Genomic DNA, 16,093 nt, shown 5'->3' on the forward strand with positions numbered 1-16,093 from the left:
TTTAATTTCCTCCTCATGATCCAATTAATTTTTTTAAGGTATTAGTAATTCCTTTTGAGTACTCACTATCAGTTATAAGGTTGTGCAAGTTTTTGGCTTCCTGTGTTGCATTTTTTAGCAGATATCCATTCCCTACTGTCTGTAACATACGAACATCATTTCCACTATCCCCAAATGCGATAGCTCTTTCGGTATTTAGGTTGTATTTCTCTAACATAAACGTTACAATTTCATTCTTTCCTGTCCCTATGGGGATAAAATCTACATCATAGCTGTCTTCTGGATCGCCTGCTAAGGGATTACACCGATTTATATTTACTGAAACGCCATATTCCTCGCAGATTTTTTCAATTGCTAATAGGTTTTTCTTGTCGTTTATTTCATCTTGTTCCTGATAGTAGAAGTTATGCTTATACCGTGACTTTCCTAATTGAGTTTGAGGATTCAAAAGAATGTTATGATTTTCATGCAGCTGTTTCACAAGTTTCTCAACCTTTTCTTTACTAAACCCTTCATTTATGCGACTGTTCCACTTGTTATCTTGCTGACCGAAGTTATGCTCTGAAAAGTACGTAATTTCAGTTCCGAGATCACTAGCTATAAAATGCGGAAAATATCTAAATTTTCCTCGTCCCATTTTATCGAGAATAGATTCTATACTGCTCCCAGTAACCCATCCGATTATTAGTTCCCCATCTTTACTTTTTTGTTCTAGATAGTCTTCGAGTTCATAGATGTCTTGTTGCTTTTGTTCGTCGATTGTATGCGGAAAATACGTTTCATCAAAATCACAAAAAACAATATATTGAGGATGTTCAACCGTGGATAACGTTTTATACTCCGATTTCTTGCTTAATAACATGAAACAGTCCCTCCATTACTCTGTCTTGTTCTTCTAAAGTAAATGACGGATATAAAGGCAAATGCAGTACCTGACTATGAGCCTTTTCCGTATGAACCAATTGGAGTCCTGCATACTTGTCCTGTACTAAAGGAGTTTTTTGCATATGAGACAGTATTGGATAATATACATCTGTTTGAACACCAAAATCTTCATTTAATTTAGTCATGATATCTGCCCTATCTTCTGTTCTTACCTTAATAGGAAACAGATGCCATACATGATCTTCACTTAATTCTGGTAATTCAATAAAGCCTTTATTCTGCAACTCTGCTAATTGGGTAATGTATCTATCCGCCAAGAACAGTCTTTTGAAGTTGTTTAATGAAAGGTACTTCATTCTCTCTAAACCAATTGCTGCCTGTAAATTGTCCATTTTTGAATTAAATCCAAAATTGATGACTTTCTTATTTTTCACATTTACTTCAAAACCATGATAACTAAATTGAATGCATTTTTTAGCGAGTTCTTCATTATCAGTTGCTATTGCCCCAGCCTTGCCACATACACCAAAATTCTTATAGGGATTAAAACTTAATGTAGTGATGTCTGCATACTTTCCTAAGTCTGTCAGTCCAATTCCTTGGCAGGCATCTTCAATTACTTTTAATTTATAACGATTTGCGATTTGACGGATATGCTGCATGTCTGAATGTTTTCCGTATAAATGCACAGGTAGAATAAACTTTGTATAAGGAGTTATTGCTTCTTCAATTTTGTCAGGATCGATGCAGAATGTTTGTGGGTTAATATCTACATAGATAGGAACGCCTCCCAAAGCTAACACAGCATTTTCAGTAGCTGAAAAGCTATTAGCCGGCATGATAACTTCATCCCCTGGGTTTAACCCTAAAGCCAATAAACCTATCATAATAGCATCGGTTCCACTGCTGGTTGCAATTACATACCTTTTATGTAAATATGTAGATAAAACTTTTTCGAATTGCTCTAAATAGGGACCACTCGTAAATTTTCCAGTTGGCAAAACTTCAGTTAATGTATTTAAGATATCTTCCACTTCATCATTGGTTATTAATCTGTCTACAGGCAAAAACGGGACTTTACTGATTTCACGATTTTTTTGATAGTTGAAAAGGTCATGTTCAATATCTATCTTTTCTTTTAATACTTGTTTCCACCGCTCGTTTACAATACTGTCTTCAATAACAAGTTCTTTTCCTTGTACGTCACCTTTTAAGTGTTTTAATAGTGACATGTTTTCTTTGCTTTTACCTGAAATCTTAACCTGTTTTTGCATGAACAGTACCTCCAATGATTTTATAATCTAAAAATTTATTACAAATTTATCCTAATTTCTGAAATCGGTAACATGTCAACAACTTTTTTAAGGAAGGGAAAATATGCCTACAATTGATGAAATAGCAAAATTATGCAATGTGTCTAAAACCACAGTGTCAAGAGTATTGAATAATCATCCTTATGTGTCGAAAGAAAAAAGAGATATGATCTTAAAGGCTATTAACGAACTTGACTACACTCCCAATTATTTAGCTCGGAATTTTAGGAGAAATAAGACACAAACGATAGCTTTATCGGTTCCGAGTATCGACCATCCATTTTTTGCTCAATTAATAAAAGGGGTCTCTCATGAAGCACTGTTTAAGAATTACAAGGTAATTGTATTTCAGACCTTTTATGACAAACAGACAGAGCTAGAATTATTAGAGTTATTGAAACATAAAGAAGTGGATGGTATTATTCTTGGAACTTTAGAAAATGAATGGGATCAGATATCCCCTTTCTTAAAGTATGGTCCTATCTTATTATGTAATGAATATCATCACTCAGCGGACATCACGATAATTGGGTATGATGAATTTGAAGCTACATACATGGGGGTAGTACATTTAATTGAAAGAGGGCATGAAAAAATTGGGTTTTGTTTTGATACTCCATATAGCGAAGCTCAATGTCAGAGGAAAGAGGGTTACTTGAAAGCTTTACAAGATTACAATTTACATCATAGAAGCGAATGGATATTCGGCGAAATGTTTAATATCGAGGATGGCTTTCGTGTTTTTCATAAGATAAAGGATCTAAAGGACAGACCCTCAGCAATATTTACAGGAAATGATCAAGTCGCCGCAGGTATTATTAAACAGGCAATGAAAAATGGCTTTAAAGTTCCAGAAGACTTAGCTGTAATTGGTTTTGACAACCAATTGATTTGCCAAGTCGTTACTCCGACCATAACAACAATTGATATTCCCGTAATAGAATTAGGCCAACAGGCTGTGTTGAAAATCATCGAGTCCATTTCGGGTAATGCCTCTTTAAACAGAAGAATTATTAAACTGCCAACAAAGCTTATTATAAGAGAATCAACGTAACGATAGATTTCCCTTTATCATTTTATATCTTTATATAAGAAAAAGAGGTTATTCATTTTAACCTCTTTTTCAATCGTAAGTCGTCAATTATTTCTTTCATTTCACCCTCTGGCAGCACTCACTTCAAACCTGATCCATTAACAACGAAATATCCGCTTATATTTCCCCATCTCGATGGTTTGCGATTTAAAAGTTCTTGAACCCTTTTTTCAACTAGGCATTACTGCCGCTGATCGAGCTCTTTTTGTCTTTTTTTTCACCATGAAGATGGTGAAGCAGGCGATAAAACGGCGGCAGCAGGGCAATAACCAGAATGACGCGAATGACCTGAACCGCAACGACAAAGGTGGAATCAGCATGTAAGGTAACTGACGTCGTCGCCATCTCTGCGATCCCGCCGGGCGCAAATGCCAGAACAGAAGTGATGAGCGAAATTCCTGTGAGCTCGGAAACGATCACGGCGCTCAAAAACATTGCTGCGATTAAACCGACGGACGAGACAAACCCGACGATGATAATACGGGTGACGCCGGCAAACATGCTTTTGTACATCTTAGAGCCGATCGTTGCCCCGAGAAATACTTGTGATACATGGTTAGCTTGTGACGGCCACCATGCCGTCATGTCGTGCCCTGTCACCGCAGCTCCGCCAACATGTACAATTGCTACACCGAGCATGCTGCCGAGCAGCCATGGAGCTGGAAATTTTAAAAATTTCGCAGCTTTGCAAGCTCCCCAGGCAGCGAGAATAAGAATGACGGTCCACAAAACGGGAGCGAGCCTAAAATCTGTCGTTGCAGAAGAAATCGTCTCTGCTGCGGCACTTGCGGTACGATCTTGTTTTGTATAGATCAGAATGACTAAAAACGGAATGGAAAGCACCACGAGCAGCACACGCATCATTTGAACGAGGCTGACTATAGCGGTATTGGCGCCTACTTCCTGTGCGATGCTCGGCATGGCGGAAAGCCCGCCGGGAGCGGTGCCGACAAAGCTAGTCATCATATCCGTTTTGCTGAAACGCCAAAGCACATATCCTGACAGCATGGCCAGCAGGATAGACAATATCAGCATAACGCCGACTGAAAACCAATGGTCTTTGAGAACAGAGAGAACGGATAAATTCAGCTTTTGGCCCAATTCGATGCCGAGGATCATCTGCCCGAGGGCGAGCCATCGTCGGTTAATTCCTTTTTGGTCTGGTGCCATCATCAGCCATGCCGGCCGTATCATGGCGAGGCAGCAGGCGACAATCAGTGTTCCGATCATCCATCCAATTGATATTCCGGTTAATGAAAGAATAAACCCCCCGGCTGCACTGATTGCGATAAACCATAGATCTTTGAGGAGATTTTCGTCTTTCTTCAATGTAAAACCCTTCTTCCTTTTTCACGTAACACTCCAATTGTTCACGTAGTGAATGTATTTATTACTATAGTATATTTTTGTTGATAAAGAAATTATGAATTATTTTCTATAAGCGATTCACTTTTCTTATGACCTTGTGTTCGAGCTTTTCTATTGTGTAAGTCAGAGATAAACCCGCTGTCAGCAGACACACGGCAAGAGCGTAAAAAATCACTTCTCCGCCAAATGATGTCAGGATCAGCCCGCCTGCCAGCGGTCCGATTGAGCGGGATATATCCCAATGCAGACCATAGACAGCATAAAACCGGCCCAGCAAATGAGGCGGCGCCAATTTCGATATTAAGGTCTGGATGTGGGTTAGCCCGATGCTTTCGCCAACCGTCATCACCGCTGCCGTCACTAAAAGCATTGTCAGGGAGGTTGAGCATGCAAAACCGGCAGCCGCAAGGGAGTAGCAAATATAAGTAATGAAGAGGATCGTTTTCATTGAAAGCTTTTCGGTCCCTTTGACAAGAGGTACTTGGAGAACACAGCTGAATAAAGCTTTTGCTGCTGAATAGATGGTCAGCATGGACAGATAATCAGAAAACATGTTTTTGCTGAACAGCCTGTATGTTGTTTCTGTTTGTGCATATAACATGCTGATGGGGAGAGAAAGCAGCAAAAGAAGCAGGACAGGCCTGTATATCGTAAAGCTCGCGGACATTTTCGGGGTAACAGCTGGGTGTAGCGGCTTTGTCTCAGGCAGTTTCAGTGCAGCGATCAGAAAGTAGATAAACAATGCTGCGGCATCTAATGCGAATATCCACACGGGGTTATGATTGTACAGCAGCATCCCCACTAGCGGCCCTGCCGTCAGTCCCGCCGAATAGATCGCATTGATGACCGCAAACACTTCCGAACGTCTGCTTTCCGGCGTGCTTTCGGCGATTTGGGCGCGGGAAGCGGGAATGTACAACGACCTTCCGATGCCATTCATGACATAGAGAATAGCGAAAACATACGCATGCTCAGCAAATACAAACCCTGTCATTGCCGCTGATTGAAGAAGCAATGCGGTCAAAATCGCTGTGCGCCGCCCAATCCGGTCCGCCGCCTTTCCTGCAGCGAGCGTCAGGAAAATATCAGCAAATGGCTGAAGGCTGATGATCAGCATTGGCATCATGATACTGCCGTTTAATTGTTCATGCAGATACAGCACCATAAAAGGTCCCATCATTGCACCTGTCAGGCTTGTCAGCAATTCGCCGAAAAAGCGGAGCCGAACGGGAATGGTATATCTCGATTTTATAGAGTGAAAACTGGTCAACATGTGATCGCCGCCTTTCGCTGTTTGATATAGTAGTAGTGTATAGAAGGGGCGGCGGCCCAAAAAGTGAAGAAAAGAAGAGATAAAAGTTCCCCTTTTGTCGGGAGGTGCGGGGATTGAAGCTGATAGAGCACTACGTGGCGCTTGTAAAAACAGGCTGTGCCGAGTATGGGCAAATGAACGAAATGACGCTTACTGAGATTGCCGACTGTTTATTTTGTACAGAAAGAAATGCAAAGCTCATTTTACATAAGCTGGAGAACAGCAATTGGATTATCCGGGAAAGCGGGGCGGGGCGCGGCCGCAAATCTAAAATCGCGTTTCTTCGGAGGCCTGAGGAACTGCTTCTTCAAACTGCAAAGGAATATACCATGTCAGGAAAGCTTAAAAAGGCAAAGGAGCTGCTTCAGCAGTATCAGTCCGCGTTTCCAGGGCTTCAAAACGAATATAACATGTGGCTTTCAGAGGTATTCGGATTTGTGACGGAGACAGGCGAGAATGGGGCGAAGGATGTCCTGCGGCTGTTCATTACGCCTGAATCTGTCAGCAGTTTGGATCCATGCCAAATATTTTTGCGGTCTGAGGGCCATTTCGTCAAACAGATATTTGATACACTCTTCACGTTTGATTCGGATATGCAGGAGCCTAAGCCTCATTTGGTTCATGGATGGGAAGAGGTCGGAAAAAAACAATGGAGATTTTTTCTTCGAAAAGGTGTGTCATTTCATAATGGACAGCCGCTGACATCGCGGGACGCTGCGTTTACATTTCAGCGCTTTTTGGAACTGGCTGACAACCCGTATAAATGGCTTCTGCACGGAGTGAAACAAGTCTTAGAAAAGGGCCCTTATTGTGTGGAACTCATACTCGATAAGCCGAATGCGCTTTTGCCGTATGCTCTTTGTGATGAACGGCTGTCCATACTGCCGGCAGAACAGGGCGGCGGGAAAAATGGAACAGGGCCTTTTCAGGTGAATCAGCAACACAGCGGGATGCTTGTGCTTGAAGCCAATGAGCGCTACTTCAAGGGACGCCCCTATTTGGATCGCGTTGAGTTTGTGTTTTCTGAGCAAGCCGGAGAGATGAACGGTTTTACCATTCAAGAAAAACAAACATGTCCTGAGCAGCAAACTGTTTTTGATGAGCGGCATGTTCAGTATTTGTCGCTTAATCTAAAAAAGAAGGGGCCTCTTCAGCACCGAAGCTTTAGAAAAGCGCTCCGGCTGCTGATTTCCTCTGAACGGCTCGTTCGTGAAGCGGGAGGGCACCGAAGAATCCCGGTTACGTCCTTTTTGCATCCGAGTTCTTTTGAGTGGGAGGGCGTTTCGCCATCTGAATTGTTGAAGAAAAGCGGATACGAGGGCGAAACAATCGTGCTTTATACCTTTTCGGAAACAGATCATCGTGAGGACGCCGAATGGATTCAAAATATTTGCGCCCAGCACGGTATCAGGCTTACACTTCAATTCTGTGATGCTGCTGATCTGCGACGGCCGGAAACCGTGCAGATGGCGGATATCATTCATGACAGTGCGACGTTTTATCAAGACAGCGAGTTTGGTTTTCTGCATTTGCTGCTGTCGGAGAACAGTTTCTTGTATCAGCATCTATCTGAAAAGCTGACACAGATATGCTCAGGAATGACAGAGCAGATGTTTTCCATGCCTGACCGTTGTTCGAGAATCAACATCTTACGTGACATTGACCGGCAGATGATACAGGAGCTGAATGCGATTCCGCTGTATCAAAATGTGCTCCAGGTGACATCAAGTAAAAATGTAAAAGGCCTGGTGCTTGATGAAGAGGGATGGGTTGATTTGTACTCCGTATGGCTGTCCAAATAAAAAGAGGGTTCTTTTTTGAACCCTCTTTTTTAAACTGCCAAGCTGCGGCATTGTTCAGCACAGGCGAAGCAGGCTTTCGCACATGCTTGGCAATGATCATGATCGTGCTTTCCGCATTCAGTGCCGCATGCTTCACAAATATCGGCGCAAAGTGCACAAATTTCTTTCATAAACGGGCTGTCCGTTTGCATGGCTTTGACCGCCAGCGCGCAAATATCCGCGCATTCCCTGTCAAGCCGGATGCAGCCGCTGAGATGATGCTGCACGCTTTCTTCCAAGCATTTAGTGAAACAATGATTGCAAGCCTTCATACAATCGATGCAAGCCTCAATACAAGCTTCAGAATATTGCTCCATGGTGGATTCCCCCTGTATGACAGTATATGGTTTTATGTTTCCCGGCTGCATTTGAAAAAAACAGGGGAGTGTGTTTTTAGCTAAGGGGATATGTACATATACCCTGAACGGGTATATCTAACGTTCCATCAGATAGTATAGGAACCAGACAGCGTGATTTTGTTCATCACGTGCTGCGCGCGTAAAGACGCCTTTCGCTTTTAAGTTTGACGTTTCCTCGGCCGCACGCAAGTAAAAGTCGACGGTTTCTTGTTCATCTTTAAAAGCGGCATCCAGTCCTCTTGTGAAATTGTCCGGGCATTCTTCCGTTTGTTTCGGCATGATGTGTTTGCCGGTAATTGAACCATACAGTGTGGAAAATTCACGGAGGTGGCGAATCTCGTCACGCCTGATTTCTTCAATCTGTTTTCTGACCTCATCGCTGTGGGCGAGTTCGGCAAGCTTGCGGTAGCATTGAATGGCACTGAATTCTCCGTTGATGGCCTTCTGCAAATTCCGAATCAAAACAGGATCTTCCCTGTATGGCACCGGATAGGGATAGTAGCTGTAATGCAAGGGGATTCAACTCCATTCTTAGGAATTGGGCTTCTGTAAAAGTATATGTTGGGCAGGGAGAGATGTGCGGAGATAATCAGCTTTTTATATGTGAAAAGGCCGTTTTTACCAATAGATCAGATTGGTCATTTTCGTCAACATTCGATAAAATATATAGAGATAAAAAGAGAGGGGTCTTCTAATTTGGGAGCAGAGTTTTTAGTAGGCAGGTCCGGGAGTGGAAAAACGAAGCTGATCATCGACAGCATTCAGGATGAATTGCGCCGGGCTCCATTCGGGAAGCCGATCATTTTTCTAGTCCCGGATCAAATGACGTTTTTAATGGAATACGAGCTTGCTAAAACGCCAGATATGGGCGGGATGATACGCGCTCAAGTGTTCAGTTTTTCACGATTGGCCTGGCGCATCCTCCAGCATACGGGAGGAATGAGCAGGCCGTTTCTGACGAGCACCGGCGTACAAATGCTCCTGCGGAAGCTCATTGAGGAGCATAAACAGGAGTTCAAAGTCTATCAAAAAGCGAGTGACAAAAGCGGGTTTACCGCACAGGTTGAGCGGATGCTGACAGAGTTTAAGCGCTATTGTCTGGAACCGGAGGATATCCGCCGGATGGCGGAAAGCGGAACGGCTTCCGAGTATCGCGGAGAACGTGTTTTATCTGAAAAGCTCCATGACTTATCAATTCTGTATCAGCAAATGGAAAAAAGCCTCGCAGATCAATATCTTCACTCTGAGGATTATTTGACATTGCTGGCAGAGCATATCCCGCTTGCGGAAGATATAAAAGGCGCCCATATCTATGTGGATGGCTTTTATCAGTTTACCCCGCAGGAATTCAGGGTGTTGGAGCAGCTTATGGTTCATGCGGAGCATATCACGTTTTCGCTCACAGCGGACAAGCCGTCATATGAGCGGGAGCCGCATGAACTGGAATTGTTCAGAATGACGGGGAAAACCTATTACCGCCTGCATCAGAAGGCGAAGGAACTGAATTTGGACATTACGTATAAAGAGCTGAGCGGGACTGAGCGGCATACAAAGACGCCGGAATTGGCGCATCTAGAGGCACAGTATGAAGCGCGTCCGGCCGTTCCATACGCAGAAAAACAAGAAGCCCTTACTGTGATGCAGGCCGCAAACAGACGAGCTGAGCTGGAAGGCATTGCTCGGGAAATTCACGCCCTAGTCAGAGAGAAGGGATATCGCTATAAGGATGTAGCAATTCTTGCGCGCCAGCCGGAAGACTACAAGGATATGGTGAAGGAAGTTTTCGCAGATTACGAGATTCCTTATTTCATTGACGGAAAAGCATCTATGCTGAACCACCCGTTAATCGAATTTATCCGGTCAAGCCTTGATGTTCTGAAAGGGAATTGGCGTTATGAAGCGGTGTTTCGCTGCGTGAAAACCGAACTGCTATTCCCGCTCAATGAACCGAAGGCCAAAGTGAGAGAACAGGTCGATCAGCTCGAAAATTACTGTATCGCCTATGGTATTAAAGGCGACCGCTGGACAAAGGGCGATCGGTTCCAATACAGGCGTTTTGTGTCATTGGATGATGATTTTGCGCAGACTGATCAGGAAATCGAAATGGAAAACATGTTGAATGACACCCGCGATTGGATTGTTCCGCCGCTTTTTCAGCTTCAAAAACGCATGAAAAAAGCGAAGACGGTTCAAGAGAAGGCGGAGGCGCTCTATCGTTATTTAGAAGAGACGGATGTGCCGCTGAAGCTGGATCAGGAAAGGCAGCGTGCTGAGGAAGACGGCAGAATCATTGAAGCGCAGCAGCATCAGCAGGCGTGGGACGCAGTCATTCAGCTGCTTGAGGAGTTTGTTGAAATGATGGGAGATGATGAGATTTCTCTTGATTTGTTTCAGCAAATGATAGAAGCCGGCGCGGAGTCGCTTACGTTTTCTCTAATTCCGCCTGCGCTTGACCAGGTGTTTGTCGGCAATATGGATTTGTCCAGAATGTATGGCACCTCCTGCACCTTTGTGCTCGGGGCAAACGACGGCGTTCTGCCGGCACGCCCTGATGAAAACGGGGTCCTGTCGGATGATGACCGGGAATGGCTGAAAACGATTGGGGTTGAGCTATCCTCAGGCGGACGGGAGCGTTTGCTTGATGAGCATTTCCTCATCTACATGGCGTTTTCAAGTCCGTCTGACCGGCTTTACGTATCGTATCCGATTGCTGATGCGGAAGGAAAAACGCTTTTGCCGTCGATGATCGTTAAGCGGCTGGAAGAACTGTTTCCGCATCATAAGGAGCGCCTGTTAACAAATGAACCTGAACAGGTCAGCGATGAGGAACAGCTGATGTATGTCGTGAATAAAAGCGTGGCACAGTCCTTTACCGCGAGCCAGCTCAGGTTATGGACACGGGAATACGACATCAGCGACGTCTGGTGGAGCACGTACAATGTGCTGATGAGTGAGCCGGACAGGCTGCAGTCGAAAAAGCTGTTCTCAAGCCTGTTTTTCCGGAATGAAGTGAAGCAGCTTGAACGCAGCGTGTCGAGACAGCTCTATGGTGAACGCATTCAGGGCAGTGTATCGAGAATGGAAACCTTTAACGCATGCCCGTTTTCCCATTTTGCGTCACACGGGCTGCATTTGAAGGAACGGCAATTCTTCAAGCTTGAAGCACCGGATATCGGCCAGCTGTTTCATTCCAGCTTAAAGCTGATTTCTGACAGGCTGCGTGAGCAAAAGCTGGATTGGCGCGATTTAACGAAGGAGCAGTGCGAGCTGTTTTCCTATGATGCGGTAGAACGGCTGGCACCGAAACTGCAAAAGGAAATTCTGCTCAGCTCAAACCGGCATTATTATGTGAAGGAAAAACTGCAAAAAATTGTGACACGTGTGTCCGGCATTTTAAGCGAGCATGCGAAAGCGAGCGGATTCGTACCGATCGGGCTTGAACTAGGCTTTGGAGGAAAAGGGCCGCTTCCGCCGCTGACCTTTCAACTGAAAAACGGCTGTACGATGGAACTCGTCGGGCGAATTGACCGTGTTGATAAGGCTGAAAGCTCAAAAGGCCTGCTCCTCAGGGTTGTCGATTATAAATCAAGCGACAAAGGCCTTGACTTAGCGGAAGTATATTACGGATTGGCACTGCAAATGCTGACGTACCTTGATTTATCGATTACACATTCAGCTGACTGGCTCGGGATGAGGGCGACGCCTGCCGGAGTGCTGTATTTCCACATTCATGACCCGATGATTCAATCTAATCTCCCGCTTGGGCTTGACGAGATTGAACAGGAGATCTTTAAGAAATTTAAAATGAAGGGCTTGCTCCTCGGTGATCAGGAAGTGGTTCGCCTCATGGATACAACCCTTCAAGAGGGACGGTCAAATATCATAAACGCCGGCTTGAAAAAAGACGGATCTCTTAGATCAGACTCGGCAGCAGTCGGTGAAAAGGAATTTGATCTTTTGACAAAGCATGTGCGCCGCACCTTCCAGGAAGCGGGCGAACAAATCACCGACGGGCGCGTATCCATTGAGCCGTACAAAATGAAGAACAAGACGCCGTGCACATACTGTGCGTTCAAATCAGTATGCCAATTTGATGAATCACTGGAAGAAAACGAGTATCGCCCATTAAAGGCTGAAAAGGACAAGACAATACTTGAGTGGATAAAAAAGGAGGCGGATGGCAATGAACATTCCTAAACCGGCAGACACCACATGGACAGATGACCAATGGAATGCCATTGTTTCAACCGGCCAGGATATTCTTGTGGCAGCGGCTGCGGGCTCTGGTAAAACCGCTGTGCTCGTTGAACGAATGATTCGGAAAATCACCGCGGAGGAAAACCCAATAGATGTAGACCGTCTTCTCGTTGTGACATTTACAAACGCCTCAGCGGCAGAGATGAAGCACCGAATCGCAGAAGCCTTGGAAAAAGAGCTTGTACAGCGCCCCGGCTCGCTGCATATTAGACGCCAGCTGTCTCTTTTAAACCGGGCCAGCATTTCGACGCTCCATTCCTTTTGCCTGCAAGTGCTGAAGAAATATTACTACTTGATCGATCTTGATCCGGGCTTTCGGATAGCTGATCAGACGGAAGGCGAGCTGCTCGGGGATGAAGTGCTTGACGAGCTGTTTGAAGACGAATACGCAAAGGGCGAAAAGGCGTTTTTTGAGCTTGTTGACCGCTATACGACAGACCGGCATGATCTGGATCTGCAATTTCTCGTTAAACAGGTGTACGAGTATTCCCGATCCCATCCCAACCCGGGGGCGTGGCTGGAAAGCTTTGTTCATTTGTATGATGTATCAGAAAAGAGCGCCATCGAGGAGCTGCCGTTTTATCAATATGTCAAAGAAGATATTGCAATGGTGCTTAACGGGGCGAAGGAAAAGCTCTTGCGCGCGCTTGAGCTGACGAAAGCGCCGGGCGGCCCGGCGCCGCGTGCTGACAATTTTCTTGATGATCTTGCTCAGATTGATGAACTGATTCAGCATCAGGACGATTTCAGTGAACTATATAAGCGGGTGCCCGCCGTCTCTTTTAAGCGTGCCAAAGCAGTAAAAGGGGATGAGTTCGATCCAGCGCTCCTTGATGAGGCGACAGATTTGAGAAACGGCGCAAAAAAACTGCTTGAAAAGCTCAAAACCGACTACTTCACGCGAAGTCCTGAACAGCACTTGAAAAGCCTAGCCGAGATGAAGCCTGTCATTGAAACGCTCGTACAGCTTGTCATCAGCTATGGAAAACGATTCGAAGCTGCGAAACAGGAAAAATCAATCATCGATTTTTCTGATTTGGAGCATTACTGTTTAGCGATTTTGACAGCTGAGAATGACAAAGGTGAACGTGGGCCGAGCGAGGCTGCAAGGTTTTATCAGGAACAGTTTCATGAGGTGCTCGTTGACGAATATCAGGATACCAACCTCGTGCAGGAATCGATTCTGCAGCTTGTCACAAGCGGGCCGGAGGAGACTGGTAACCTGTTTATGGTAGGAGATGTCAAACAGTCGATTTATCGATTCAGGCTTGCGGAGCCGCTTCTTTTCCTCTCTAAATACAAACGGTTTACAGAGAGCGGAGAAGGCACGGGGCGGAAAATCGATTTAAATAAAAATTTCCGAAGCCGGGCTGATATTTTAGACAGCACAAACTTTTTATTTAAACAGCTGATGGGCGGCAAAATCGGTGAGGTCGATTATGACGAGCAGGCTGAGCTGAAGCTTGGTGCAGCGTATCCGGACAATGACGAGACGGAAACAGAGCTGCTGCTGATCGACAACGCAGAAGATACGGATGCAAGCGAGGAAGCAGAAGAGCTTGAAACGGTGCAGTTCGAGGCCAAAGCCATCGCTAAGGAAATTCGCAAGCTGATTTCATCGCCATTTAAGGTGTATGACGGAAAAACGAAAACACATCGCAATATTCAATACCGGGATATCGTGATTTTGCTCCGCTCCATGCCTTGGGCTCCGCAAATCATGGAGGAGCTGAGAGCACAGGGCATACCGGTTTACGCCAATTTGACGTCAGGCTATTTCGAAGCGGTCGAAGTCGCCGTCGCGCTTTCTGTGCTGAAGGTAATCGATAATCCGTATCAGGATATACCGCTTGCCTCTGTGCTGCGCTCACCGATTGTCGGAGCAGATGAAAACGAGCTGTCTTTGATCCGGCTTGAAAATAAAAAAGCGCCGTACTATGAGGCGATGAAAGACTACCTGGCTGCTGGTGACCGGAACGATGAGCTTTATCAAAAGCTAAATACGTTTTACGGACATCTGCAAAAATGGCGCGCGTTTTCGAAAAACCACTCAGTATCTGAGCTGATTTGGGAAGTGTACCGCGACACGAAATATATGGATTATGTCGGCGGGATGCCGGGCGGAAAACAGCGCCAGGCCAATTTGCGCGTCCTTTACGACCGGGCGCGCCAATATGAATCAACGGCGTTTCGCGGCCTGTTCCGTTTCCTGCGATTTATCGAACGCATGCAGGAGCGGGGCGATGATCTTGGTACGGCGAGAGCGCTCAGCGAGCAGGAGGATGTTGTCCGCTTAATGACGATCCACAGCAGCAAGGGGCTTGAATTCCCTGTTGTGTTTGCAGCGGGTCTCGGCCGCAATTTCAACATGATGGACTTAAACAAATCGTACCTGCTGGACAAGGAGCTCGGGTTTGGCACGAAGTATATTCACCCGCAATTGCGTATCAGCTATCCGACGCTTCCGCTCATTGCGATGAAGAAAAAAATGCGCAGGGAGCTGCTGTCAGAGGAATTGCGGGTACTCTATGTTGCATTAACAAGAGCAAAGGAAAAATTGTTTCTGCTTGGCTCGTGCAAGGATCATCAGAAACAGCTTGCAAAATGGCAGGCATCTGCGTCACAAACTGATTGGCTTCTTCCGGAGTTTGACCGCTATCAGGCAAAAACGTATTTAGATTTCATCGGGCCGGCTCTTGCCAGACACAGAGATATGGAGACTTTGGCTGAAAACGGTGTGACGGCGCGTCCTGATATATCAGGACACCCGGCCCGTTTTGCCGTCCGAATGATCCATTCCTATGATTTGCTGGATGATGATTTGGAGGAAAGAATGGAAGAAAAAAGCGAGCGCCTAGAAGCGATTCGCCAAGGTGAACCAGTTCCCGGCTCGTTTATGTTTGATGAAAAAGCCCGCGAGCAGCTGAACTGGACCTACCCGCATCACGAGGTGACGCAAATTCGCACAAAGCAGTCGGTGTCTGAGATCAAGAGAAAAAGAGAGTACGAGGATGAATACAGCGGCAGGGCCCCTGTTAAACCGGCTGACGGCAGCATGCTGTACAGACGGCCTGCTTTCATGATGAAAAAAGGCCTGACGGCGGCAGAGAAAGGAACGGCCATGCATACGGTGATGCAGCATATCCCGCTGACACATGTGCCGACGATAGAAGAAGCGGAGCAGACGGTTCATAAGCTTTATGAAAAAGAACTGCTCACGGAAGAACAAAAAGCCGCTATAGATATAGAAGAAATCGTGCAATTCTTCCATACGGAAATCGGCGGACAGCTGATCAGCGCGCAATGGAAGAATAGGGAAGTACCGTTCAGTTTGGCGCTTCCAGCCAAGGAGATCTATCCTGATGCACAGGAGGCGGATGAGCCGCTTTTAGTGCAGGGAATCATTGATTGTCTCTATGAAACTGACGGCGGTTTATATCTTTTGGACTATAAATCGGACCGGATTGAGGGCAAATTCCAGCACGGATTTGAAGGAGCGGCCCCGATCTTGAAGAAACGATATGAAACGCAAATTCAGCTGTACACGAAGGCAGTTGAGCAAATTGCAAAAACAAAGGTAAAGGGATGTGCGCTTTATTTCTTTGACGGAGGGCACATTCTGACATTATAGCGAGATCCGTAAGCTCCGGTGATTTCAGGCGGAG

At 45.5% G+C, this 16,093-nt stretch carries 10 protein-coding genes; 4 read left to right on the forward strand and 6 right to left on the reverse strand.

What is annotated here, in order from left to right:
- Positions 1-13: 13 nt before the first annotated feature.
- A complete protein-coding gene (gene ntdB, locus MKX71_RS05750) occupies positions 14-862 on the reverse strand; it encodes a kanosamine-6-phosphate phosphatase (RefSeq protein ID WP_003244845.1) in 849 nt (282 codons plus the stop codon).
- Positions 834-2,159: a 3-dehydro-glucose-6-phosphate--glutamate transaminase gene (gene ntdA / locus MKX71_RS05755; RefSeq protein ID WP_133953536.1), complete on the reverse strand. Its 1,326-nt coding sequence runs from the start codon at positions 2,157-2,159 to the stop codon at positions 834-836. The genes ntdB and ntdA overlap by 29 nt, the downstream gene beginning before the upstream one ends.
- Before the next feature lie 103 nt (positions 2,160-2,262).
- On the opposite strand from ntdA, the gene ntdR reads away from it, so the two are divergent.
- A complete protein-coding gene (gene ntdR / locus MKX71_RS05760) occupies positions 2,263-3,252 on the forward strand; it encodes an NTD biosynthesis operon transcriptional regulator NtdR (RefSeq protein WP_163189287.1) in 990 nt (329 codons plus the stop codon).
- Between the two features lie 213 nt (positions 3,253-3,465).
- Here ntdR and MKX71_RS05765 read toward each other — a convergent pair whose 3' ends face one another.
- Together MKX71_RS05765 and MKX71_RS05770 are read right to left on the reverse strand one after the other, a co-directional pair.
- A complete protein-coding gene (locus tag MKX71_RS05765) occupies positions 3,466-4,620 on the reverse strand; it encodes an AbrB family transcriptional regulator (protein ID WP_015383286.1) in 1,155 nt (384 codons plus the stop codon).
- Between the two features lie 106 nt (positions 4,621-4,726).
- Positions 4,727-5,932 (reverse strand): MFS transporter, encoded by a 1,206-nt coding sequence (locus tag MKX71_RS05770; protein ID WP_339231839.1) that lies wholly within the window; start codon positions 5,930-5,932, stop codon positions 4,727-4,729.
- Between the two features lie 113 nt (positions 5,933-6,045).
- On the opposite strand from MKX71_RS05770, the gene MKX71_RS05775 reads away from it, so the two are divergent.
- A complete protein-coding gene (locus MKX71_RS05775; protein ID WP_339202480.1) occupies positions 6,046-7,773 on the forward strand; it encodes an SgrR family transcriptional regulator in 1,728 nt (575 codons plus the stop codon).
- A gap of 29 nt (positions 7,774-7,802) precedes the next feature.
- Here MKX71_RS05775 and MKX71_RS05780 read toward each other — a convergent pair whose 3' ends face one another.
- Both MKX71_RS05780 and MKX71_RS05785 read right to left on the reverse strand, forming a co-directional pair.
- The gene (locus MKX71_RS05780; protein ID WP_032728981.1) at positions 7,803-8,129 is read right to left on the reverse strand and encodes a four-helix bundle copper-binding protein; all 327 of its coding nucleotides are present in this window, start codon (positions 8,127-8,129) and stop codon (positions 7,803-7,805) included.
- 117 nt (positions 8,130-8,246) lie between these two features.
- A complete protein-coding gene (locus MKX71_RS05785; RefSeq protein WP_003245806.1) occupies positions 8,247-8,684 on the reverse strand; it encodes a ferritin family protein in 438 nt (145 codons plus the stop codon).
- A gap of 183 nt (positions 8,685-8,867) precedes the next feature.
- On the opposite strand from MKX71_RS05785, the gene addB reads away from it, so the two are divergent.
- A complete protein-coding gene (addB, locus tag MKX71_RS05790; RefSeq protein ID WP_339231840.1) occupies positions 8,868-12,368 on the forward strand; it encodes a helicase-exonuclease AddAB subunit AddB in 3,501 nt (1,166 codons plus the stop codon).
- Entirely contained in the window at positions 12,355-16,059 is a 3,705-nt protein-coding gene (gene addA / locus MKX71_RS05795; protein WP_339231841.1) for a helicase-exonuclease AddAB subunit AddA, read from the forward strand. Before addB ends, addA begins: the two co-directional genes overlap by 14 nt.
- Positions 16,060-16,093: the final 34 nt, after the last annotated feature.

The sequence above is a fragment of the Bacillus sp. FSL M8-0071 genome, assembly GCF_037975455.1.
Classification (GTDB): Bacteria; Bacillota; Bacilli; order Bacillales; family Bacillaceae; genus Bacillus; species Bacillus subtilis.

What these genes read in the sequence shown, in the direction of transcription:
- ntdB (WP_003244845.1), bottom strand. Translation starts at nt 862, where the DNA reads ATGTTATTAAGCAAGAAATCGGAGTATAAAACGTTATCCACGGTTGAA.
- ntdA (WP_133953536.1), bottom strand. Translation starts at nt 2,159, where the DNA reads ATGCAAAAACAGGTTAAGATTTCAGGTAAAAGCAAAGAAAACATGTCA.
- ntdR (WP_163189287.1), top strand. Translation starts at nt 2,263, where the DNA reads ATGCCTACAATTGATGAAATAGCAAAATTATGCAATGTGTCTAAAACC.
- MKX71_RS05770 (WP_339231839.1), bottom strand. Translation starts at nt 5,932, where the DNA reads ATGTTGACCAGTTTTCACTCTATAAAATCGAGATATACCATTCCCGTT.
- MKX71_RS05780 (WP_032728981.1), bottom strand. Translation starts at nt 8,129, where the DNA reads ATGGAGCAATATTCTGAAGCTTGTATTGAGGCTTGCATCGATTGTATG.
- addA (WP_339231841.1), top strand. Translation starts at nt 12,355, where the DNA reads ATGAACATTCCTAAACCGGCAGACACCACATGGACAGATGACCAATGG.